The organism is Rhizobacter sp. Root404 (genome assembly GCF_001425865.1).
Lineage (GTDB): Bacteria > Pseudomonadota > Gammaproteobacteria > Burkholderiales > Burkholderiaceae_C > LMDS01.
In genome coordinates, this window is sequence record NZ_LMDS01000001.1 from 966,469 (window position 1) to 987,590 (window position 21,122).

A 21,122-nucleotide genomic window follows, 5' to 3' on the forward strand; every position below is an offset into this window, starting at 1 on the left:
CATGAATGCATTGCCGAAGGACGGCATCGCGTGGCCGGAACTGCGCGCACAGCTGCAGGACGCCGGCAAAGGTGACGTCGATTGGCGCGGCGGGCGGGTTCCGATGTTCATCCACTACGCCGGCGACGACGTGCTCGAAGTCGCGAAGCAGGCCTACCTGATGTACTTCTCCGAGAACGGACTGGGCCTGCGCGCATTCGGCAGCCTTGCGCGCTTCGAGTCGGAGGTCGTGCGCATGGCGTTGACGCTGATGCACGGCGACGACGCGACCCGCGGTGCGATGACCACCGGCGGCACCGAGAGCATCTTCCTGGCCGTGAAGGCGGCGCGCGACCTGGCGAAGCAGCGCCGCCCCGGCATCCGCACGCCGCAGATCGTGATGGCGCAGAGTGCGCACCCGGCCTTCGACAAGGCGGCGCATTTCATGGGGCTGCAGCCGGTGCGCACGCCGCTTCGCGCCGACTTCACGGCCGACCCCGACGCGATCGCCGCAGCCATCACCGAGGACACGGTGATCGTCGTCGGTTCGGTGCCCGCCTTTCCGCACGGCGTGGTCGATCCCATCACCGAGATCGCCGCCGCGGCGAGTGCGCAAGGCGTCTGGATGCACGTCGACGCCTGTGTCGGCGGCTACATCGCGCCGTTCGCGCAGCAGCTCGATCCGTCCATCCCGGCCTGGGACTTCTCGGTCCCGGGCGTCACCTCCATCTCGGCCGATCTGCACAAGTACGGCTACACGGCCAAGGGCGCCTCGACGCTGCTGTTCCGCGATGCCGACGCCTTTGCCGGCATGGGCTGGTTCTTCGACAACTGGCCCCGTGGTCAGTACTTCACGCACACTCTGGTCGGCACGCGCGCCGGCGGTGCGATCGCGGCCGCCTGGGCGGTGATGAACTACCTCGGCGAGGCCGGCTATCGCCGGATCACGCAACGGGTCCTCGACACGCGCGCCGCGCTCCAGGCCGGCACGGCCAGGCTCGGCCTCGAGACCTTCGGCGATCCGCGGCTGTCGATCCTCGCCTACGGGTCGCCCGAAGTCGATACCGCGGCGATCGGCGCGCGCATGACCGAGCGTGGATGGGTGGTCGGCCATGTGACCGAACCTGCAGGGTTCCACCACATGCTCAACCTCACGCACGAGCCGATCGTCGGTCGCTATCTCGACGACCTCGCGACCTGCATGGCGGAGACGCCGCCGCCGTCCCGATCCGCCCCTCTCAAGGCGCAGTACTGAGCGCCGGCGCGCGGCCGAGCGCGACTTCGTAGAGCGCGGCGACCAGGTCGGTCTGCGTCACCATGCCGACCAGCCGCCGCTGGTCGTCGACGATCGGCACGTGGTGATGGCCCACGTCGGCCATCAGCGGCACCAGGTCGACGATCGGGGTCGCCTCCTGCGCGGTGCGCGCCGGCGCCGTCATGATCTGGCCGACGACCTCGTGCTTGGTCGAGTGGGTGTGCGGCGTGCGCTGGAGGAACTCGCGCAGGCGCCGCGCGATGGTCGGCTGCTCGGTCAGCCCGGCGTGGCGCAGGAAATCGGAGCGCGTGACGATGCCGATCACGTGGCGCGGCTTGTTCACCACCGGCAGCGCCTGCACCGCGTGGTCCTGCATCAGCGCCCACGCCTCCGCCAGTTCGGTACCGAACTCGACCGCGAGCACGTCCTTCGACATGATCTCGCGGCACAGCGTCGCGCCGAAGCGGCGCTGGAACGCCAGCTGCTCGGTGCGGTGGAACAGCGCCTCGAGGTCGTCGACGCTGACGTCGAGCACCTGGTCGTATTCCTTCAGCGCGGCCTGCAGGTCGGCGGGGCTGAAGCCGAGCCGCGCGGTCGGCAGCGCGTCGGCGGTGCGGTGCGGGTGCGGTGCCTCGGCGCGCTGGTCGTGCGGGTAGCGGCGGCCCGTCAGGTTGTTGTAGACCAGCGCGGCGGCGAGCAGCAGCACGCTGTCGAGCGCGACCGGCACGAGCACGAACGCGAAGCCGAGCTCGTGGATCGCCGTGCCGCCGAGCACGGCCGTCAGCGCGACCGCACCGCTCGGCGGGTGCAGGCAGCGCAGCGCGAACATCGCGCCGATCGCGAAGAAGATCGCCGCCGCGGCGGCGGCGACAGGCGGACCGAACAGCTTCGCGCAGGTGACGCCGATCAGCGCCGAGACGACGTTGCCGCCGACGATCGACCAGGGTTGCGCCAGCGGGCTGGCCGGCACGCCGAACAGCAGCACCGCGGAGGCGCCCATCGGCGCGATCAGCCAGAGCGCCGCGTGCGCCGAACCGAGGAGCGCGGCGCTGACCAGCCCGGTCAGCGCGATCCCGATCAGCGCGCCGCCGGCAGCGCGCAGACGCTCGCGCTGGCTGACCGAGGCGCGCGGCGGCAGCAGGCTCTGCAGCCATGCCATCTGAGACGCTGCCATCTCAACCCTCGTGGTTCAGGCGCAGGCCCGGCACCGGCCAGTCCTCGATCGCGATCAGCCGGCCGCTGCCGGACAGCGTGACGTAGGCGGTGCGCATGTCCGGCCCGCCGAAGCAGATGTTGGTGACGAAGCGGTCGGGCAGCGGCACGTGGCTGTGGTGCCGGCCGTCGGCCGAGACGATGCTGATGCCGCCGTGCATCAGCGTCGCGACGCACAGGTTGCCGAACGCGTCGACGGCCATCGAGTCGAAGCGCTGCCAGTGGTCGCCGGGCGAGGCGCACAGCATCGTCGCGCCCTGCGGCGAGGGCCAGGTGTCCTTGCGCACCCGCCCGGGCGCGGTGATGTCGAAGGACCAAAGGCGCGCGCCCTCGGTCTCGGCATAGTAGAGCGTGTTGCCATCCGGCGAGAGCGCGATGCCGTTCGGCGTCATCACCGGGCGCGCGATCACGTGCGCCGCGCTGCCGTCGGGCTGGCCATAGAACACGCCGCCGCGGTCGAGCTCAGTCTCGCGCACCTTGCCGAGATCGGTGAAGTAGAAGCCGCCGTGCGCGTCGAACACGATGTCGTTCGGGCCGCGCAGGCCAAGGCCCTCGACGCTGCTGTACAGGCGCTCGAACTTCCCGGTGTTCAGGTCGACGCGCTCGATGCGGCCGCCCGAGTAGTCCTCGGCCTGGCCGAGCGGGCGGAACGTGCCGTCGATCTCGGTGCCCCAGCGGAAGCCGCCGTTGTTGCAGACGTAGACCGCGCCGTCGGGCCCGAGCGCCGCGCCGTTCGGGCCGCCGCCGAGCTGCGCGACGACGTGCACGCTGCCGTCCGGCCGCACCCGGCTGAGCGTGCCGCGCGCGATCTCGACCAGCACGACCGAGCCGTCCTGCATCGCGATCGGGCCCTCGGGAAACTGCAGGCCGGTGGCCATCTCGCGGATCTTCATCGTGTCGTCTCCTTCCGTTGTTCGATGCTTCTCGTCAACGGCGATGGCCGCGCGCGATGAAGACCGCGCCGGCCATCGCCGATTCCACCACCAGCCCGGCCACCGGCGCGCGCAGCAGGCTCCACGGCTCGGCCAGCCCGTCGAGCGAGGTGACCGAGTGCAGCGCCGCGCCGAACACGAACAGGTTGACCGGCCAGGCCCACGGCGCGGCCCACTTCAGGCCGCAGGCGACGACACGCGCGCCCGGGCGCAGCGCCTGCATCACGTTCGAGACAGCCGCCGGGGCACGCAGGATGTCGTGGGTGAAGTGGAAGAGGGCGGCGTCGGCTCCGGACGTGATCAGCGCGTCCTCGACCGACGCCTCGATCAGCGTGACGTTGCGCCAGCCCTGCCGCGCGACGCAGTCGCGCGCCTGCGCCAGCATCTCGGGGCACTGCTCGATGCCGATGACCCGGCCGCTGGCCCCGACCGCCGTGCGCAGCGCCCGCAGGCTCAGGCCGGTGCCGCAGCCCGCGTCGATCACCGTGTTGCCCGCCTGCAGCACGAGCTGCGCGATCGCCTGCCGCCGCACCGGCTCGAACAGGGCGAGTTCCGCGTCGTAGACCGACGCACGGCGGCGGTACTGGGCGAGGGCGGCCTGGTGCGGCGGGGGCGGGGAGGGCATCGGGGGCTCCGGGATCGGGTCAACCCCGCGATCCTACGTGGCCGCGCTGTCACCCCGGCCGAAGGTCTCGGCCAATGCGGCGGCGGGCAGACGGCCGCGCAGCCCAATCGCCACCAGCGCAGCGCCGTCGCGCGGCTCGTCGGCCCGCCGCAAGGCGCCGTGTCGACCCGCGAACTGCAGCTCGGACCAGCCGACGCTGCCGTCCGCGTCGGTCGTGCGCAGCACGCCCTTGAGCCGCAGCAGGCCGGATGGCGTGGCGCGCAGCCAGGCGCGCAGCGCGGCGGCGTCGAACGCGCCGGCCGGGCGGCATGACCAGGTGTCGAAGAGCGCGCCGTGGTCGGGATCGAGCGTGTGGGCGTGGGCGTGGGCGTGGTGGCCGTGGTCGTGGTCGCACGCCGCCGATGCCGGGCGAGCGGCGTGTGCCTGCGGCAATGCCACCCCGCTGAGCATCGCCAGCGGCACCGCGGCCCCGGTCGTCTCGAACACCGGCACCGGCCCGGCGATCGCAGCGATCCAGGTGCGCAGCGCGGCCCGCTCGTCCTCCGCGACCAGGTCGACCTTGTTGACGACGACCAGGTCGGCCGCCCTCAGTTGCCGTTCGAGGGTGTCGGTCAGCAGCGGGTCGCGCCATTGGGCGCGCGCGGCGCTGGCGTCGACCAGCACGATCACGCCGTCCAGCACGAGGCCCGGGTCGGCGCGGCCGAGCTGCGCGATCCGCCACGGGTCGGAGACGCCGCTCGCCTCGATCACGACCGCGTCGAAGCGCTCGGCCGATTCGAGCACCCGGATCAGTGCGCTGCTCAGGTCGTCGCCGATCTGGCAGCAGACGCAACCGTTGCTGAGCGCGATCGTCTCGCCGGTGTTCGCCGCGATCAGCGCCGCATCGATGTTCAGCGCGCCGAAGTCGTTGACCAGCACCGCGAGCCGCTGCCCGCCGGCGTCGCGCAGCCAGCGGTTCAGCAGCGTCGTCTTGCCGGCGCCGAGGAAGCCGCCGATGACGGTCAGCGGCAGGCGCCTCGCGAGCGCGCTCATCCGTGGCGCCTAGTGCGCGGCGAACACCCGGCCCGAGAGCACCGTGCCCCAGACCCGCACGTCCTTCAGCGCGGCCGGGTCGACCGCGAGCGGATCGTCCTCGAGCACGCAGAAGTCGGCGCGCTTGCCGCATTCGATGCTGCCGACCTCGCCGTCGAGCTTCAGCGTCCAGGCGGCGCCGAGCGTGATTGCGTGCAGCGCCTGCGGGGCCGTGAGGCGCTCGGCCGCGCCGAGCACGCGGCCCTTCGGCGTGACGCGGTTCACCGCACACCATGCGGTGAACAGCGGCCCGAGCGGCGTGACCGGCGCGTCGGAGTGGATCGCCAGCGGCACGCCGGCCGCGAGCGCGCTGCCGCAGGCGTCGAGCCGGTTGGCACGGTCCGGGCCCATCGTCATCTCGTAGTGCTGGTCGCCCCAGTACCAGAGGTGGTTCGCGAACAGGTTGGCGCACAGGCCGAGCGCGGCCATGCGGCGGAACAGCGGCGCATCGATCATCTGGCCGTGCTGCAGCGTGTGGCGGTGGTCGGGGCGCGGCGCGCGCGTGACGACGCGCTCGATCGCGTCGATCGCGGCCTCGCTGGCCTCGTCGCCGTTGGTGTGGGTGTGGATCAGCAGCCCGGCGCGGTGGTAGGTCTCGAAGTCGGCCTCGTACTGCGCCGGTGCCATCACCCAGATCCCGTTCGGCGCGCCGTTGAAGTGGCCGGGCCAGCGCAGCCGCGCCGAGAAGCCCTGGATCGAGCCGTCCAGCATCATCTTGACCAGGCCGTAGCGGAGCTTGTCGGTGTTGCGCGCCTTCAAGGCGGTGACATGTTCGGCGCCGGCCGCCGCGCCGTGCGTGCCGTGAAAGGCCTGGAACGCCGGCAGGATGCGGATGCCGCAGTCCTCGCGGCCGAGTGCTTCCGCGAGCACGGCGATGTCCGACTCGGTGAGCTTGTTGACCAGGTCGGTCGCGGTCGTCACGCCCTGCATGCAGGCCAGGCGCGCGAACGAGCGCACGCCGGCCACCGTCATCGGCGAGAGCAGACCGGCGTCGCCGATCTTGCGGACGACGAGGAACATCGCGGCCGGCTCCTGCAATTCGCCGGTGGGCTCGCCCGCGTTCGTGCCGCCCTGGAACTTGACGACGCCCTCGACCTCGTTGTCCCGCGTGATTTCGGCCAGGCGCAGCATCGCCGAGTTGACGTTCATCAGGTGGCCGTTGGCATGCGCGATCACGATCGGCCGCGTCGCGCTCGCGCGGTCGAGGTGCTCGACCGTCATGCGCTCGCCGCCGAAGTAGATCGGGTCGAAGCCCCAGGCGATCAGCGGTGCGCTCGCCGGCTTGCCGGCGGCGCCCATCTGCGCGTCGATCTCGACCAGTCGCGCGACGACGGCATCCATCGAGCGCAGGCCCGGCCAGACCTTGCCCTGCGGATCGCGGCGGTCGAACCAGCCGAGGTACGGCATGTCCCACATGCTGCCTTCCTTCAGGTGGCAGTGGCCCTCGATCAACCCGGGCATCAGCACCTTGTCGGCGAAGCGATCGTCGAGCGTGTGCGGGCCCCACGCGGCCAGTTCAGCGAGCGCGCCGACACCGAGGATGCGCCCGTCCCGCACCGCCACGTGCGTGGCTTCGGGCTGCATCGCGTTCATCGTGATGATCTTGCGGGCGGAGTAGATCGTCGTCGTCATGGTTCAGGCGGTGGGCAGTTGCAGGGGCGCGCGCGGCACGCTGTCGATCAGGTCGACACGGCGGCAGCGCACCCAGTGGCCGGGAGCGAGTTCGCGCAGCGGTGGCAACTCGGCCGCGCAGGCGGGTTCGGCGACCGGGCAGCGGCCGGCGAAGCGGCAGCCGGGCGGCGGGTTGATGGGGCTCGGCGGGTCGCCGCTCAGCTTGATGCGCTGCGCGGCGCGGGTGCGGCCGCCGTGCACCGTCGGCACCGCCGACATCAGCGCCACGCTGTACGGGTGCAGCGGGTTCGCGAAGAAAGCCTTGCGCGGCCCGCGCTCGACGATCTGGCCGAGGTACATCACCGCGATGTCGTCGCAGAGGTGCTCGACCACCGCCATGTCGTGCGAGATGAACAGGTAGGTCAGGCCGAGCTCGCGCTGCAGCCGCGCGAGCAGATTCAGGATCTGCGCGCGGATCGCGATGTCGAGCGCCGAGACCGGCTCGTCGCAGACGATGAGTTCCGGGTTCGTCGCCAGCGCGCGCGCGATGTTGATGCGCTGCCGCTGCCCGCCCGAGAACTGGTGCGGGAACAGGTGCTGCTGCTCGGGCCGCAGGCCGACCGCGGTGAACAGCTCGGCCACCCGCGCCGTGCGCTCGGCCGGCGTGCCGACATTCATCAGGTCGAGCGGGGCGCGCACCGCCGCCCCGGCGCGCTCGCGCGGGTTCAGCGACGAGAACGGGTCCTGGAAGATGATCTGCAGCCGGCGGCGCGCGAGCCGCAGCGGCTCGCCCTGGAGCGCGCCTAGATCGGTGTCGCCGAGCTGGATGCGCCCGGCGGTCACCGGCGACAGCCGCATCACCGCGAGCGCCGTCGTCGTCTTGCCCGAGCCCGATTCGCCGACGATCGCGAGCGTCGTGCCGCGCTTCACGTCGAACGAGACGCCGTCGACCGCCTTGACGACTTCGCGCTCGCCGAACCAGCCCGCCCTGGCGCGCGGGAAGTGGACCTTCAGGTCGTTGACCGACAGCAGCACGTCGTTCTTCACCGGCGCATTCATGCCGCGACTCTCCGGTCCTCGGCGTGCAGCCAGCACGCCGCGCCATGGCCGCCGTCGCCGTCGAGCGCGAACAGCGGCGGCACCTCCTGCGCGCAGCGCGGCATCGCATGCGGGCAGCGCTCGCGGAACGCGCAGCCGCTGCCGAGCTCCCAGATCGACGGCACGACGCCGGCGATCTCGGCGAGCTCGACCCGGTCGCTGTCGCTCACCGCCGCCTGGCTGCTGCCGAGCTCGGGCAGGCAGTCGATCAGGCCGCGGGTGTAAGGGTGACCGGGCGCGCCGAGCACCTGGGCGGTCGTGCCCTGTTCGATCACGCGGCCGGCGTACATCACCATCACGCGGTCGGCCATCTCGGCGACCGCGCCCATGTCGTGCGTGATCAGCAGGATCGCGGTGCCTTTTTCGCGCTGCAGGTCGCGCAGCAGGTCGAAGATCTGCGCCTGCACGGTCACGTCGAGCGCGGTGGTCGGCTCGTCGGCGATCAGGATGTCGGGCCGGCAGGCCAGCGCCATCGCGATCATCACCCGCTGACGCATGCCGCCGGAGAGCTGGTGCGGGTACTCGTCGATGCGCCGCTCCGGCGCCGGGATGCCGACCTGCCGCAGCATCTCGATCGCGCGGGTGCGCGCCGCGTTCGCATCGAGGCCGGCATGCAGCCGCAGCGATTCGCCGATCTGGTCGCCCACGGTCAGCACCGGGTTCAGCGAGGTCATCGGCTCCTGGAAGATCATCGAGATCCGGTTGCCGCGCACCTGGCGCATGCGCTCGATGCTCGCGGTGACCAGGTCCTCGCCCTGGAACACCACGCGGCCCGCGCTGATGCGGCCGGGCGGCGAGGGAATGAGGCGCAGCAGCGCCAGCGCCGTCATGCTCTTGCCGCAGCCCGATTCGCCGACCACGCACAGCGTCTCGCCGGCGCGGATCTCGAAGTCGACGCCGTTCAGCACCAGCGCCTTGCCGCGCCGGGTCTGGAACTCGACGCGCAGGTCCTGGACCTTCAGCAGGGGTTCGCTCATCAACGTTCCCGCAGCTTGGGGTTCAACGCGTCGTTCAGGCCGTCGCCGATCAGGCTCACCGCCAGCACGGTCAGGAAGATCGCGGCGCCCGGGAAGGCCACCGCCCACCAGCACGACAGCACGTACTGGCGCGACGAGCCGATCATCAGGCCCCAGCTCATCTGGTTCGGGTCGCCCAGGCCGAGGAAGGACAGCCCGGCCTCGAACAGGATCGCCGCGCCGATCGCCAGCGTGGCCGAGACGATCAGCGGCGGCAGCGCGTTCGGCAGGATCACCTTCCAGATGATGCGCGCGTCCTTCGCGCCGATCGCGCGTTCGGCGCGCACGAATTCCAGGCCGCGGTACTTCATGAATTCGGCGCGGGTCAGGCGCGCGGTGCCGGTCCAGCTGACGATGCCGATCGCGATCGTCACGGTGACCAGCGACGGCGAGAACAAGGTCACCACCACCATCGCGAAGAGCAGCGCCGGCAAGACCTGGAAGAATTCGGTGACGCGCATCAGCACCGCGTCGACCTTGCCGCCGTAGTAGCCGGCGAACGCGCCGAGCGTGATGCCGATCAGCACCGACAGCAGCGCCGCGACCGCGCCGACCAGCAGCGTGGCCCGGCCGCCGTAGATCAGCGTGGTCAGCACGTCGCGGCCGAGGTAGTCGGTGCCGAGCCAGGCTTCCTCGGTGAACGGCGGCGTCAGCGGCGCGGCCTTGATCTCGAACGGGTCGGCCGGGTAGACCCACGGGCCGGCGATCGACACCGCGAGGATCAGGGCCAGCATCAGCAGCCCGATGATCGCCGACGGATTGCGCAGGAACATGCGCAGCGCCTCGACCGTGGGATGCTCGATCTTCAGCGGCGCGTGCGCGACGCCCGCAGCGGGGGAGACGATCGTGTTCATGCGGCCTTGATGCGCGGGTCGATCAGCCGGTAGGCCAGGTCGGTCAGGATGTTCATCACGATCACGACGATCGACGAGAACAGCAGCACGCCGAGGATCGTCGGGTAGTCGCGGCGCAGCACCGAGTCGAACGCGAGCCGCCCGAGGCCGGGCCAGTTGAACACCGTCTCGACCAGGATCGCACCGGCCATCACGTTGCCGAACTGCAACCCGAGCACGGTGACGACCGGCAGCAGCGCGTTGCGCAGCGCGTGCTTGTACATCACGACCCGCTCGGCCAGCCCCTTGGCACGGGCGGTGCGGATGAAATCGGAGCCCAGCACGTCGAGCATCGACGAGCGCGACAGCCGGCTGTACTGCGCGAGGTAGACCAGCCCGAGCGTCACGGTCGGCAGCACCAGGTGATGCAGCACGTCCAGCACATCCTTGAAGCCACCACCGCTGGCATCGACCGAACGCATGCCCGAGACCGGGAGGATCGGGATCACGGAGGCGAACAGGATCACCAGCATGATGCCCATCCAGAACACCGGCGCGGCGAACCCGACCATGCTCAGCACCGTGATGAACTGGGACAGCACGCCGTTCGGCTTGCGCGACGACAGCACGCCCAGCGTCGTGCCCACCACGAACGCCAACAGCACCGCGCTGATCACCAGCAGCAGCGTGGCCGGCACGCGCTCGGCGATCATCGAGACGACCGGCGTGTTGAAGAAGTACGAGTAGCCCAGGTCGCCGCTGACCACCTTGCCGAGGTAGACGCCGAGCTGCACCGGCAGCGACTTGTCCAGCCCGTACTGGGTGCGCAACTGCGCCATCAGCTCCGGGCTCATGCCGCCACTGGCACCGGCGATGGTCTCGACCGGATCGCCGGGCGCCGCGTGCACGAGCACGAAATTCAGCACGACCACGGCGAGCACGAGGGCCAGGCCCTGGAGGATGCGCGACAGCAGAGTGCGGGCGATGTTCATGCGAGGCGCAGCGTAGCGCAGAACACCGGCGCGCCACAGTGCCAACCGCGCCTGTCGCGTGGTGCCAGTGGGTTGGCGCGCGCCCTAAAGTTGGGAGCCGATGACCGAGGCGAGGCGCTCCGCCAGGCGCTCGCGCCATGGTCGTGCAAGCCAGGCGACGAAGGTGACGGGGCGCGACAGTTTCAGGTCGGCATCGAAGATGCGCGTCTGCGCGGCAGCGAAGTCGGCATCGAGGATGTTGAGGTTGGCCTCGTCGTTGAGCCGGAACGAGCGGTTGTCGAAGTTGGTCGAGCCGACCGAGACGAACCGGCCGTCGACCACCAGCACCTTGCAATGGAACATCGTCGGCTGGTACTCGGCGATCGTCGCGCCGGCCATCAGCAGCGGGCCCCACAGCGCGCGCGAGGCGCGGCGCACGACGGACGAATCGATGTCCTCGCCGGGCGTGATGATGCGCACCTTCACGCCGCGCTGCATCGCCGCCACCAGCGCGTTGACCGTCAGGTCGTCGGGCACGAAGTAGCTGCTCTCCAGATCGATCGTGCGCTGCGCTGCGGTGATCGCGAGCAGGTACATCAGGTGCATGCTCTCGGCGCCGCCCGTGGGCGAGCTGCTGAACACCTGCGCGGCGATGCCTTGGCCGGCTCCGCGCGGCGCGATCGCCGGGAAGTAGCGGTCGCCGTGCAGCACGTTGGTGGTCGCCTTGGTCCAGTTGTCGTTGAAGACCGCCTGCATCTGGCCGACGACGGGGCCGCGCGCCTTGAAGTGGGTGTCGCGCCAATGGTCCTTGTCCTGCGCGTGGCCCGACCACTTGTCGGCGATGCCGACGCCGCCGGTGAAGCCGGTCTCGCCGTCGACGACCAGCAGCTTGCGGTGGGTGCGGTTGTTCAGGCGCGGCAGGTGGGACCAGTGCGGCTGGTGGAACCGCGCGATCTCGACGCCCGCCGTGCGCATCGCCTCGGCCTGCGCCTCGCCGAGGCGTTCGCTGCCGATCCAGTCGAGCAGCACGTGGACCTTGACGCCGGCCCGCGCGCGCTCCGACAGCGCGGCCGCGAACTGCGCGCCGATCTCGCCGTCCCAGTAGATGTAGGTCTCGAAGGTGATGCTGCGCTGCGCGCTGCGGATCGCCGCCAGCATCGACGGAAAGATCTGGTCCCCGTTCAGCAGCGTCTCGACCTCGTTGCCTTCCAGCACCGGCGGGCCGAGCAGAAGGCTGAGGGAGCGGCGGAACTGCGCGTCATCGACGGCGTAAAGGCGTTCGAGCGGCTTCTCGAGCTTCTTCTCGGTCGAACCGAAGTTGCTGACGACCAGCGCGCAGGCCAGCCCGACCGCGAGGCCGGCCAGACCGACGCCGACGCCCTGCGCGATGCTCAGGCGCGGCCGCGCGGGCGGGGTCAAGCGCTTACCTCGCCAGCGTCGCGACCCGACGGACCGTGCGCGGCGAGAGGTCGGGATCGAAGCGGACCGCCTCGCGCCGCACGCCGGCGTCCGCGCGCTGGGCCTGGCGCAGCAGCTCGCCGCGCTCAACCGAGTGATGCAGCGCGTCGACGTACGCGGTGAACAGCACGATCACACCGATCAGCGCCGCCAGACCCAGCAGCGCGCCGCTGTCGAACGTGAAGCGGTGCCCGGCAAGCGTGAGGTGAAGGCGGATCATGGTGCGGTGGTGGAGGGTGATGACAGGTCGTTACTGTCACCGCCGTCCATCGCCGCGGCCGTCCGCCGCGAGCGCGTCGCGTTGTAGGACGACGCCCGCTTACTTGATGTAGACCTCGTCGTACGGCGACATCGGGCCCCAGATCGTCATCGGCACGTTGCCGACCTTCTTGCTGGTGACCGTGTGGTACGGCACCACGTTGATGAAGTCGATCGGCAGTTCGTCGGTCACGATCTTCTGGAACGTGGCGTAGTAGGCCTTGCGCTTGACCGGGTCGAGGATGCCGCCGGCGGTATTCAGCAACTCGTCGACCTTCGGGTTGTTGTACGACTGGGTGTTGGTCCAGATGATCGGCTTGATGTTGGTCGACAGGTAGGTGCGGGCCACGCCGATGACCGGATCGCCCCAGTTGAAGACCAGGTCCATCGACAAATCGAAATCGTGCGTGGCGAGCCGCTTGGCCCACGACGGGAAGTCGGCCGAGGCGCGCACCTCGACCGTGATGCCGACCTTCTTCAGCTGCCCGCGGATGTACTCCGCCACGTTCTTCTGCTGGTCGTCCTGGCCGGGCAGGTAGTCGATCGTCAGCTTGAAGCGCTCGCCGCCCGCGCCGGCCTTGTAGCCGGCCGCGTCGAGCATCTCGCCGGCCTTCTTCAGGTCGAGCGGGTACTTGACCACGTCGGTCACCGCGAACGGGCTGGTCGCGACGATCGGGCCGTCGGCCGGCACCGCGAAGCCGCCCATCAGCGCCTTCGCGATGAAGTTCTTGTCGATCGCGTGGGCGATCGCCTTGCGCACGTTCACGTCGTTCAGAGGCTTCTTCGCGGTGTTGAACGCGAGCCAGTTCAGCGGGCCGATGCCCTCGTAGCCCTTGGGCGTCAGCGTCACGTTCTTGTCGGCTGCCAGGCGCTTCAGGTCGGTCGGCAGCGTGACGAACGGCAGCATCTGGATGTCACCGCGCTCCAGGCCAAGGATCAGGCTCGCGGCGTCGGGCGTGATCGACAGGATCACCTTGTCGAGGTAGGGCTTGTTCGGCAGGAAGAACTTGTCGAAGCGCTCGAGCACGATGCGCTGGCTCGGCTTGAACTCGGTGACGCGGAACGGGCCGGAGCCGACCACGTCGGTGCCGTTGCGCGGGTGGTTCTTCAGGTCCTGGCCGTCGCCGTAGATGTGCTTGGGCATGATCGGGCACAGGGCCGGGCTCATCGCCAGCACGATGGCCGGGTGCGGCACGCTCATGCGGACGATCGCGGTGTAGGGGTCGGGCGTATCGACCTTCTCGACCGGCGCCAGCATGGTCTGGAACGGGTGGTTGGCCTTGATCGCCATGATCGAGAACGCGACGTCGGCCGAGGTCACCGGCTTGCCGTCGTGGAACACCGCGTTCTTGCGCAGGTTCAGCGTCAGGCTCTTGCCGTCGTCGGCGAGCTTCCAGGTCTCGGCGAGGTAGGGCTGCGGGTTCCACTTGTCGTCGAAGCGCAGCGGGCTCGCGAAGATCTGCGTCGAGGGCACCGCGGTGGCCACACCCGACTGCACGCCGCCGTTCAGGTGCCGCGGCACCTGCGTGCTGCCGATCACCAGCGTGCCGCCGCGCTTCGGTTGATCCTGGGCGACAGCCGGCAGCGCCACGGCGGCCGTCAGTGCGAGCGCCAGCGCGTGGCGGCGGGTGAAGGGGAAACTCAGCATCGGAAAGATCTCCTGGAAGGGAAGCGCAGCGTGGGTGAAAGCGAGAGGACTGTCAACGAAGCAAACTCGCAAGCGACATGCCGAAACATGGAGCCAGGCACCACCTTTCGATGGTGCCAGCGCGCGCGTCAGAGCTTCTCGTCGCGCAGCCAGTACCACTTGTAGAGCACGCGCTGGCCGAACCGGCGGAACGGCGCGAACGCCTGCGATTCGACGAGGCCGAGCACGTTCGGGTAGGGCAACGGCGAGTCGTAGATCGGCAGCTTGAAGACCGCCTGGTCCGCGTCCGCGCCGACCATGCGCTGCGCCAGCCGTTTGCCGGCCCAGGTCGAGAACGACACGCCGTTGCCGCCGTAGCCCACCGCGTACCACACGCTGCGCGCCGGATCGGGCCGGGCGATGCGCGGCATCATGTCGTGGCTCACGTCGACCCAGCCCCACCAGGAGTAGTCGATCGCGATGCCGGCCAGCGGCGGGAACTTGCGCGCGATTGCGTCGGTGAGCAGCTTCAGGTGGACCGGGTCTTCGGCCTCCGCACCGGTCACCGAGCTGCGGCTGCCGAGTTGCAGGCGGTGGCCGTCGCCGTCCTTCAGCAGCCGGTAGTAGAAGCGCAGCGTGCGCGTGTCGGTCAGGAAGGTCTCCGACTTGAAGTTGCACGCGGCGACTTCGGCGGCCGTGAGGCGCCGGGTCACGCTGTTGTTGGACAGGATCGGCATGATCTTGTTCTTCAGCAGCGGGTTCAGCGCCTGCCCGGTGTAGCCGCCGGTGCAGACCGCGACCCGCTTCGCGCGCACCGTGCCGCCGGGCGTGCGCAGGTGGTGCACGCCGCCGATCGTCTGCCAGCCCTGCACCGGGCTGCCCGGGTGGATCGACGCGCCGAGCGCGCGCGCCTGGCGGATCAGCCCGAACGTGAACTTCAGCGGGTGGATGCCGACGCCTTCGGCCTCGAGCAGGCCGCCGGCGGTCTCGCGCTCGTCGCAGTAGTCGCGGCGGATCTCCTCGGCGCTCAGCATGCGCGTCCGGTAGCCGAAGGTCTCGTTCATCACGCGCGACTCGCCGCGCAGGTAGTCCAGCTTCTCGGGGCGGTGCGCGAGGTAGAGGTGGCCGCCGTCGAACGCGTCGCAATCGATCTCGGTCGTCAGCTGCCGGAAGTTCTCGAAGCCGGTGCGGATCTCGATGTCGAGCTGCTTCGCGACGTCCACCCCCCAGCGCTCGATCCACTGCGAGCGCTTCAGCCGGCCGCTGGCGTTCTGGCCCTGGCCGCCGCTGCGGCTGGAGCAGCCCCAGGAGGTCTGGTTCGCCTCGAGCACGACGGCGCGGATGCCGTGCTCCTTCGCGAGGTAGAGGGCGGTCGAGATGCCGGTCGAGCCGGAGCCGATGACGACGACGTCGGCATCGATGTCCTGCGTGATCGGGCCGTCGTCCTCGGGCGGCGTGCCGGCGCTCGCGACCCACCAGGTCGGGGCATAGGCGCGTCCCGCGCCCGGGTCCGGCGCGACGAGCGGGTCGTATTGCGGGTCGTAGCGCCGGTCGGCCGCGGTCGCGTGCGCGGTGAACGGCATGGGCGAGGCGATGGCCATGGGCGCCCGCCTTACTTGCTGGCCGGCAGGTTCGGCCGGGCCTTGCGGAACACGTTCTTCAGCGCGATCTTGCCGTCCTTGAACGTGAACACGTCGATGCCGTCGCTCTCGATGCGGCTGCCGTCGGCGGCCGTGCCGGTGAAGGTCCATTGCGAGGTGCCGAAGTCGCCGTGGACGAAGTGCACGCCGTTGCGCCACTGCGCATCCGGCACCGCCTGCCACGCGGCAGCGAAGGCCTTGCGCACGGCTTCGGTGCCGGTGATGCGGGTGCCGCAGGCGTCGGGGCCGGCGGCGGTCTGGAACACGCAGTCGGGGCTCATGAAGCCCATCAGCGCGTCGATGTCGTGGGCGTTCCAGGCCGCGCTGAATGCTTCCAGCGTGGCGGTGGTGACGGGTTTGAAGTCGCTCATGGGGGTGCCTCGGTGATCGATCCGTCAGAGCGTAGAGAAAGCGCTGCCGCCGCGATAGGGCCAGTTGCGCTGATTCTTGCAAGCCAGCACCGATAGACTTGCATCTCGATGGCCACTTCCCGATCCACCGTCCAATGGGCAACGCTGTTCCAGCTGCCCGAGCAACCGGCGTTGCCGCTGCAGGGTCGGCTGCGCCTCGCGGTGGTGCAGGCGATCCTCGACGGCCGGCTCGGGGCCGGGGCGCCGCTGCCGTCGTCGCGTGAGCTGGCCACGCTGCTCGGCCTGAGCCGCAACACGGTCACGTCGGCCTATCTGCAGCTGATGGACGAGGGCTTCCTCGAAGCCCGGCCGCGCAGCGGCGTGTTCGTCGCGAAGGACGCGCGGCCGCTGTCCGCGGCGCAGGCCGAGCCGCTGGTCGGCACCAGCGGGCAGGCCGGCGCGGCACCGGCCTGGAACGAGCGCGTGCTGCGCTCGCTGGCGGACAAGCCGACGCTGTCCAAGCCCGACCGCTGGCGCGACTACCCGTACCCGTTCGTCTACGGCACCTACGACCCGCAGCTGTTCCCGACCGAGGACTTCCGCGAGTGCTGCGCGCGCAGCCTGGCGCGGTCGCAGCTGCCGCACTGGACCCCGGACTTCGAGACCGACGACGTGCCCGACCTGATCGAGCAGATCCGCACCCGGCTGCTGCCCAAGCGCGGCGTGTTCGCGCTCAAGGAGGAGATCATCGTCACGGTCGGTGCCCAGCACGCCTACTATCTGCTGGCCGACGCGCTGTTCGACGAGACCACCCGGGTCGGGCTGGAGGAACCGGGCCACCCGCATGCGCGCAACAGCTTCTCGCTGCGGCGGCCGAAGTGGGTCGAGGTCGCGGTCGACGACGACGGGCTGGTCGTCGATGCGCTGCCGGCGGTCGATTACCTGTTCATCACGCCCTCGCACCAGAGCCCGACCACCGCGACGCTGAGCCTGGAGCGGCGCCAGTGGCTGCTGCGCAAGGCCGAACTGCAGGATTTCGTGATCATCGAGGACGACTACGAGGCTGAGAACCTGTACGAGGGCACGCCGATGCCGGCGCTGAAGAGCCTGGACAAGACCGGCCGCGTGATCTACGTCGGCTCGGTGTCGAAGAGCCTGTCCCCGGTGCTGCGGCTGGGCTACATCGTCGCGCCGCGGGCGCTGATCAAGGAGCTGCGGGTGATCCGCCACGCGATGGTGCGCCACCCGAGTGCGTTCCTGCAGCACGCGTATGCGCTGTTCCTCTCGCTCGGCCACCACGAGTCGCATGCGCGGCGCGTCAACCAGGCGATGCAGGAGCGGCTCGCGCTGGCCGCGCAGGCGCTGCGCGAGCACCTGCCCGATTTCGAGTTCACGCTGCCGCAGGGCGGCGCGTCGATCTGGGTGCGCGCGCCGGGCTGGGTCGACGCGGGCGAGCTGTCGCTGATGGCGCGCAGCCATGGCGTGCTGATCGAGGCCGGCGACGTGTTCTTCGGCAAGCCGCCGTACCCGTGCCCGTTCTTCCGGCTGCGGCTGTCGTCGATCGCGACCGGACAGATCGCCGCCGGCATCCGCGCACTCGGCCTGGCCGCCGCGGAGCTGGCGCAGGCGCGCGGCGAGAAGCGCGCCGCGCCGCCGTCCCACTGAGCTGTCGGCGGCGCGTCAGGCCCAGAAGCCGCCGCGCCGGCCGAAGCGGATGCTTCCTGGCCCGAGCAGCGCGATCGCCAGCGCGGTGAACAGGAAGAACGCCTGCAATTCGAGCGCCCATCCGCCCGAGGCCGGATTGAGCGTGAACAGCTGCTTCGAGTGGGCCAGCAGCACCGCGACGACCATGTTGATGGCGATCACCAGCGCCGCCGGGCGCGTCAGCACGCCGACGATCAGCAGCAGCGGCGCGACCAGCTCGCCGAAGTAGACCAGGTAGCCGAGCTGCTCCGGAAAGCCGGCCGCGGCGACCATGCCCTTGATGGCCGCGGGCCCCTTGATCACTTTGGCGATGCCGTGGAAGATCATCAGGCCGCCGAGGGTCAGTCGGAGCAGGAGTTTGCCGAGGTCGTCTGTTCGCATGGTCGGTGGGTGGAAGTGGAGTGGGCCGATCTTAGAGGCGTGTCGAACGCACCGCGGCAGTGCGGCTGCGGCGCGCGCTGCACCAGATCGAGGGTAAGCCCTTGCCGGCTGGCTCCTCGGGCGCGCGGTCGCTGGTACTTCCCCGTGCGGGGTGCTTGCGTGCACAGTCGCCATCGCTTCGAGCCGGCCCCGTCCGGACGCTTCGAGAAACCGATTCGCACAGGAGAATCCCATGACGTTGAACAAGTCTCTGGTCGCCGCTGCAGTGGCGTGGATGGTGGTCGGCACGGCCTTCGCGCAGACCAAGGAAGTGACGTTCGCCCACCAGGACATGCTGGTGCCGCTGCGCACGGTGATGGAGTCCGGCGAGCTCGAGAAGGCGACCGGCTACAAGATCAACTGGCGCATGTTCGGCGGCGGCGGCGACGTGATCCGCGCGATGGCCTCGGGCGACGTGCAGATCGGCGAGGCCGGCTCCAGCCCGATCACCGCGGCGGCGAGCCAGGGGCAGGACATCAAGCTGTTCTGGATCCTCGACGACATCGCCGATGCCGAGGCGCTGGTGGTGCGCAACGGCTCGGGCATCACCGGCCCGAAGGACCTGAAGGGCAAGAAGGTCGCGACGCCGTTCGTCTCGACCGCGCACTACCAGCTGATGGTCGACCTGAAGCTCGAGGGCGTCGACCCGAAGGGCGTCAACGTGATGAACATGCGGCCGCCGGAGATCGCCGCCGCCTGGGAGCGCGGCGACATCGACGCCGCGTTCATCTGGGACCCGGTGCTGTCGAAGATCAAGACCAACGGCAAGGTCATCGCGACCTCCGGCTCGATCGGCAAGAAGGGCTACCCGACCTTCGACGGCCTGGTCGTCAGCGCCGCCTGGGCGGCGAAGAACGAGGCCTTCATGGTCGCGCTGGTCAAGGCGCTCGCCAAGGCCGATGCCGACTACCGCGCCAACACCGCGAAATGGACGGCCGAATCGGCGCAGGTCAAGGCCGTCGCGAAGTGGACCAAGGCCGATGCCAAGGACGTGCCGGGCGCGATGGCGCTGTACCGCTTCCCGAGCGTCGAGGAGCAGCTGTCGCCGGCCTGGCTCGGCGGCGGCGCCGCCAAGGCGATGACCGACACCGCGGCGTTCCTGAAGGAGCAGGGCCGGGTGCAGGAAGTCAAGGCGAACTACGGCACCTTCGTGACGACCGAGTACGTCAAGAAGGCCCTGGCGAAGTAAGGCTCACGCCAACGACAAGGGAGCACACCATGCCGACCCTGGACATTCGCGACCTCACGGTCAACTACGCCGTCAAGGGCGGCATGCTGCAGGCGCTGGCGCCGGTGAAGCTRACGATGCACGACGGCGACTTCGTCGTCGCGCTGGGCGCGTCGGGCTGCGGCAAGACCACGCTGCTCAACGCGATCGCCGGGTTCCTGCCGCCGTCCAGCCGCGTCCTTGACCTGTTCGAAATAAACGACCAGCTCCTGCGCGCACGCGGCTGACGATGCACGACGGCGACTTCGTCGTCGCGCTGGGCGCGTCGGGCTGCGGCAAGACCACGCTGCTCAACGCGATCGCCGGGTTCCTGCCGCCGTCCAGCGGCGAGATCCTGCTCGACGGCCAGCCCGTGACCGGCCCCGGCGCCGACCGCGGCGTCGTGTTCCAGAAGCACGCGCTGATGCCGTGGCTCAACGTGCGCGACAACGTCGCGCTCGGTCTGCGGCTGAACGGCGTCGACAGCGCCCGGCGCAGCGCCATCGCCAACGAGAAGCTCGGGCTGGTCGGGCTGGAGAAGTACGGCGACCGCGCCGTGTACGAATTGTCCGGCGGCATGCAGCAGCGCGTGGGCATCGCCCGGGCGCTGGCCAGCGACCCGGCCGTGCTGCTGATGGACGAGCCGATGGGCGCGCTCGACGCGTTCACCCGCGAGACCGTGCAGGAGATCCTGCTCAAGGCCTGGGCGCAGTCCAACAAGATGGTGTTCTTCATCACCCACTCGGTCGAGGAGGCGCTGTTCCTGGCCACGCGGCTGATCGTGATGAGCCCCAGCCCAGGGCGGATCTCGCACACCTACGACGACGTGCCGTTCTCGCGCCAGTTCCTGGCCCATGGGGATGCGCGCAAGGTGAAGTCGGAGCCCGAGTTCATCCGCATGCGCGAAGAGGTCCTGTCCATCATCCACCACCGGGAGGCCGTCCATGCCTGAGCTCGCCTCTGCCGTTCCGGTCGCGCCGGCCGCGACCACACCGACCAAGTCCGCCGCGCTGAAGACCAGCAAGTTCAAGGTCCCCGGCGAAGGCAACAGCGCGGTCATCAGCGTGGTCACGGTGGTCACGCTGCTGGCGCTGTGGGCGCTGGTGACCAACCTGGGCTGGGTCAAGCCGCTGTTCCTGCCGACGCCGCAGGCGGTGTTCCAGCAGTTCGTCGAGTACCTGACCGGAGCGGCCAACGACAAGCCGCTGTGGCAGCACTTCGTGGCCAGCATGTTCCGGGTGTTCTCGGCGTTCGCGCTGGCGTGCGTGACGGCGATCCCGATCGGCATCGCGATGGGGATGAGCCGGGTGGTGCGCGGGATCTTCGATCCGCCGCTGGAGTTTTACCGGCCGCTGCCGCCGCTGGCGTACCTGCCGCTGATCATCATCTGGTTCGGGATCGACGAGCTGCCCAAGGTGCTGCTGATCTTCCTGAGCTGCTTCGCGCCGCTGGCGCTGGCCGCGCGCTCGGGGATGCGCAGTGCGTCGCAGGAGCAGATCAACGCGGCGTACTCGATGGGGGCGAGCTACTGGCAGGTGATCCGCCACGTGATCCTGCCGTCGGCGCTGCCGGACATCCTGATCGGCATGCGGATTGCGATCGGCTTCGGCTGGACCACGCTGGTGGCCGCGGAGATGGTGGCGGCCAACGTCGGGCTGGGGCAGATGGTGCTGAACGCATCGAACTTCCTGCGCACCGACATCGTGATCATGGGGATCATCGTGATCGGCGTCGTGGCCTACATGTTCGACCTGCTGATGCGCTGGGTCGAGCGCACCGTCGTGCCGTGGAAGGGACGSATGTGATCTGCGAGAAGCGCGACCCGGGCGATCTGACGACAATGGACGATCCGGGC

General features: G+C 70.0%; 20 protein-coding genes and 1 pseudogene. 6 read left to right on the forward strand and 15 right to left on the reverse strand.

Going from position 1 to position 21,122, the window contains the following annotated elements; translation table 11 throughout:
• Position 1 precedes the first annotated feature (1 nt).
• Complete coding sequence (locus tag ASC76_RS04445; protein ID WP_082548721.1) at positions 2–1,234, forward strand: aminotransferase class V-fold PLP-dependent enzyme; 1,233 nt, start codon at positions 2–4, stop codon at positions 1,232–1,234.
• Here the strand turns inward: ASC76_RS04445 and ASC76_RS04450 are convergent.
• The 14 genes from ASC76_RS04450 to ASC76_RS04515 all read right to left on the reverse strand — a co-directional run bounded on the left by ASC76_RS04450 (position 1,218) and on the right by ASC76_RS04515 (position 15,957).
• Complete coding sequence (locus ASC76_RS04450; RefSeq protein WP_056462887.1) at positions 1,218–2,408, reverse strand: HPP family protein; 1,191 nt, start codon at positions 2,406–2,408, stop codon at positions 1,218–1,220. The genes ASC76_RS04445 and ASC76_RS04450 overlap by 17 nt on opposite strands.
• Position 2,409: 1 nt before the next feature.
• The gene (locus ASC76_RS04455; protein WP_056462890.1) at positions 2,410–3,339 is read right to left on the reverse strand and encodes an SMP-30/gluconolactonase/LRE family protein; all 930 of its coding nucleotides are present in this window, start codon (positions 3,337–3,339) and stop codon (positions 2,410–2,412) included.
• Positions 3,340–3,373: 34 nt separating this feature from the next.
• A complete protein-coding gene (locus ASC76_RS04460) occupies positions 3,374–4,003 on the reverse strand; it encodes a class I SAM-dependent methyltransferase (RefSeq protein WP_056462893.1) in 630 nt (209 codons plus the stop codon).
• Between the two features lie 33 nt (positions 4,004–4,036).
• The gene (locus ASC76_RS04465) at positions 4,037–5,035 is read right to left on the reverse strand and encodes a GTP-binding protein (RefSeq protein WP_056462896.1); all 999 of its coding nucleotides are present in this window, start codon (positions 5,033–5,035) and stop codon (positions 4,037–4,039) included.
• A 9-nt stretch (positions 5,036–5,044) separates the two neighbouring features.
• Complete coding sequence (locus ASC76_RS04470; protein WP_056462900.1) at positions 5,045–6,706, reverse strand: amidohydrolase; 1,662 nt, start codon at positions 6,704–6,706, stop codon at positions 5,045–5,047.
• 3 nt (positions 6,707–6,709) lie between these two features.
• On the reverse strand, positions 6,710–7,744 hold the full coding sequence (locus ASC76_RS04475; RefSeq protein WP_056462902.1) for an ABC transporter ATP-binding protein: 1,035 nt from the start codon (positions 7,742–7,744) through the stop codon (positions 6,710–6,712).
• Entirely contained in the window at positions 7,741–8,760 is a 1,020-nt protein-coding gene (locus ASC76_RS04480) for an ABC transporter ATP-binding protein (RefSeq protein WP_056462905.1), read from the reverse strand. The genes ASC76_RS04475 and ASC76_RS04480 overlap by 4 nt, the downstream gene beginning before the upstream one ends.
• The gene (locus ASC76_RS04485; RefSeq protein ID WP_056462908.1) at positions 8,760–9,653 is read right to left on the reverse strand and encodes an ABC transporter permease; all 894 of its coding nucleotides are present in this window, start codon (positions 9,651–9,653) and stop codon (positions 8,760–8,762) included. Before ASC76_RS04485 ends, ASC76_RS04480 begins: the two co-directional genes overlap by 1 nt.
• Positions 9,650–10,624 (reverse strand): ABC transporter permease, encoded by a 975-nt coding sequence (locus tag ASC76_RS04490; RefSeq protein WP_056462911.1) that lies wholly within the window; start codon positions 10,622–10,624, stop codon positions 9,650–9,652. The genes ASC76_RS04485 and ASC76_RS04490 overlap by 4 nt, the downstream gene beginning before the upstream one ends.
• A gap of 84 nt (positions 10,625–10,708) precedes the next feature.
• Positions 10,709–11,998, reverse strand: a complete 1,290-nt coding sequence (locus tag ASC76_RS04495) for a phospholipase D-like domain-containing protein (protein ID WP_082548759.1) — start codon at positions 11,996–11,998, stop codon at positions 10,709–10,711.
• 28 nt (positions 11,999–12,026) lie between these two features.
• The gene (locus tag ASC76_RS04500) at positions 12,027–12,281 is read right to left on the reverse strand and encodes a hypothetical protein (protein WP_056462913.1); all 255 of its coding nucleotides are present in this window, start codon (positions 12,279–12,281) and stop codon (positions 12,027–12,029) included.
• A gap of 99 nt (positions 12,282–12,380) precedes the next feature.
• Complete coding sequence (locus tag ASC76_RS04505; RefSeq protein ID WP_056462917.1) at positions 12,381–13,967, reverse strand: ABC transporter substrate-binding protein; 1,587 nt, start codon at positions 13,965–13,967, stop codon at positions 12,381–12,383.
• Positions 13,968–14,095: 128 nt separating this feature from the next.
• The gene (locus ASC76_RS04510) at positions 14,096–15,547 is read right to left on the reverse strand and encodes an FAD-binding oxidoreductase (protein WP_082548722.1); all 1,452 of its coding nucleotides are present in this window, start codon (positions 15,545–15,547) and stop codon (positions 14,096–14,098) included.
• A gap of 11 nt (positions 15,548–15,558) precedes the next feature.
• Positions 15,559–15,957, reverse strand: a complete 399-nt coding sequence (locus tag ASC76_RS04515; RefSeq protein ID WP_056462922.1) for a nuclear transport factor 2 family protein — start codon at positions 15,955–15,957, stop codon at positions 15,559–15,561.
• A 108-nt stretch (positions 15,958–16,065) separates the two neighbouring features.
• On the opposite strand from ASC76_RS04515, the gene ASC76_RS04520 reads away from it, so the two are divergent.
• A complete protein-coding gene (locus ASC76_RS04520; RefSeq protein WP_056462925.1) occupies positions 16,066–17,601 on the forward strand; it encodes a PLP-dependent aminotransferase family protein in 1,536 nt (511 codons plus the stop codon).
• Positions 17,602–17,616: 15 nt separating this feature from the next.
• Here the strand turns inward: ASC76_RS04520 and ASC76_RS04525 are convergent, their stop codons facing one another.
• Positions 17,617–18,021 (reverse strand): DoxX family protein, encoded by a 405-nt coding sequence (locus tag ASC76_RS04525; RefSeq protein WP_056462928.1) that lies wholly within the window; start codon positions 18,019–18,021, stop codon positions 17,617–17,619.
• A 232-nt stretch (positions 18,022–18,253) separates the two neighbouring features.
• On the opposite strand from ASC76_RS04525, the gene tauA reads away from it, so the two are divergent.
• The 4 genes and pseudogenes from tauA (at position 18,254) to ASC76_RS04545 (ending at position 21,072) form a co-directional block, all read left to right on the forward strand.
• Entirely contained in the window at positions 18,254–19,249 is a 996-nt protein-coding gene (gene tauA / locus ASC76_RS04530; RefSeq protein ID WP_056462931.1) for a taurine ABC transporter substrate-binding protein, read from the forward strand.
• An 83-nt stretch (positions 19,250–19,332) separates the two neighbouring features.
• The gene (locus tag ASC76_RS04535; protein WP_371262083.1) at positions 19,333–19,515 is read left to right on the forward strand and encodes an ATP-binding cassette domain-containing protein; all 183 of its coding nucleotides are present in this window, start codon (positions 19,333–19,335) and stop codon (positions 19,513–19,515) included.
• Positions 19,509–20,219, forward strand: a pseudogene (locus ASC76_RS04540) (taurine ABC transporter ATP-binding protein); the annotation flags it as partial. The gene ASC76_RS04535 and the pseudogene ASC76_RS04540, both read left to right, overlap by 7 nt.
• The gene (locus ASC76_RS04545) at positions 20,212–21,072 is read left to right on the forward strand and encodes an ABC transporter permease subunit (protein WP_056462936.1); all 861 of its coding nucleotides are present in this window, start codon (positions 20,212–20,214) and stop codon (positions 21,070–21,072) included. The pseudogene ASC76_RS04540 and the gene ASC76_RS04545, both read left to right, overlap by 8 nt.
• The last annotated feature ends 50 nt before the right edge of the window (positions 21,073–21,122 follow it).

Bases quoted from the DNA above. Each gene is read 5' to 3' on its own strand.
- ASC76_RS04445 (WP_082548721.1), top strand. From the start codon at position 2: ATGAATGCATTGCCGAAGGACGGCATCGCGTGGCCGGAACTGCGCGCA.
- ASC76_RS04450 (WP_056462887.1), bottom strand. From the start codon at position 2,408: ATGGCAGCGTCTCAGATGGCATGGCTGCAGAGCCTGCTGCCGCCGCGC.
- ASC76_RS04455 (WP_056462890.1), bottom strand. From the start codon at position 3,339: ATGAAGATCCGCGAGATGGCCACCGGCCTGCAGTTTCCCGAGGGCCCG.
- ASC76_RS04460 (WP_056462893.1), bottom strand. From the start codon at position 4,003: ATGCCCTCCCCGCCCCCGCCGCACCAGGCCGCCCTCGCCCAGTACCGC.
- ASC76_RS04465 (WP_056462896.1), bottom strand. From the start codon at position 5,035: ATGAGCGCGCTCGCGAGGCGCCTGCCGCTGACCGTCATCGGCGGCTTC.
- ASC76_RS04470 (WP_056462900.1), bottom strand. From the start codon at position 6,706: ATGACGACGACGATCTACTCCGCCCGCAAGATCATCACGATGAACGCG.
- ASC76_RS04475 (WP_056462902.1), bottom strand. From the start codon at position 7,744: ATGAATGCGCCGGTGAAGAACGACGTGCTGCTGTCGGTCAACGACCTG.
- ASC76_RS04480 (WP_056462905.1), bottom strand. From the start codon at position 8,760: ATGAGCGAACCCCTGCTGAAGGTCCAGGACCTGCGCGTCGAGTTCCAG.
- ASC76_RS04485 (WP_056462908.1), bottom strand. From the start codon at position 9,653: ATGAACACGATCGTCTCCCCCGCTGCGGGCGTCGCGCACGCGCCGCTG.
- ASC76_RS04490 (WP_056462911.1), bottom strand. From the start codon at position 10,624: ATGAACATCGCCCGCACTCTGCTGTCGCGCATCCTCCAGGGCCTGGCC.
- ASC76_RS04500 (WP_056462913.1), bottom strand. From the start codon at position 12,281: ATGATCCGCCTTCACCTCACGCTTGCCGGGCACCGCTTCACGTTCGAC.
- ASC76_RS04505 (WP_056462917.1), bottom strand. From the start codon at position 13,967: ATGCTGAGTTTCCCCTTCACCCGCCGCCACGCGCTGGCGCTCGCACTG.
- ASC76_RS04510 (WP_082548722.1), bottom strand. From the start codon at position 15,547: ATGGCCATCGCCTCGCCCATGCCGTTCACCGCGCACGCGACCGCGGCC.
- ASC76_RS04515 (WP_056462922.1), bottom strand. From the start codon at position 15,957: ATGAGCGACTTCAAACCCGTCACCACCGCCACGCTGGAAGCATTCAGC.
- ASC76_RS04520 (WP_056462925.1), top strand. From the start codon at position 16,066: ATGGCCACTTCCCGATCCACCGTCCAATGGGCAACGCTGTTCCAGCTG.
- ASC76_RS04525 (WP_056462928.1), bottom strand. From the start codon at position 18,021: ATGCGAACAGACGACCTCGGCAAACTCCTGCTCCGACTGACCCTCGGC.
- tauA (WP_056462931.1), top strand. From the start codon at position 18,254: ATGACGTTGAACAAGTCTCTGGTCGCCGCTGCAGTGGCGTGGATGGTG.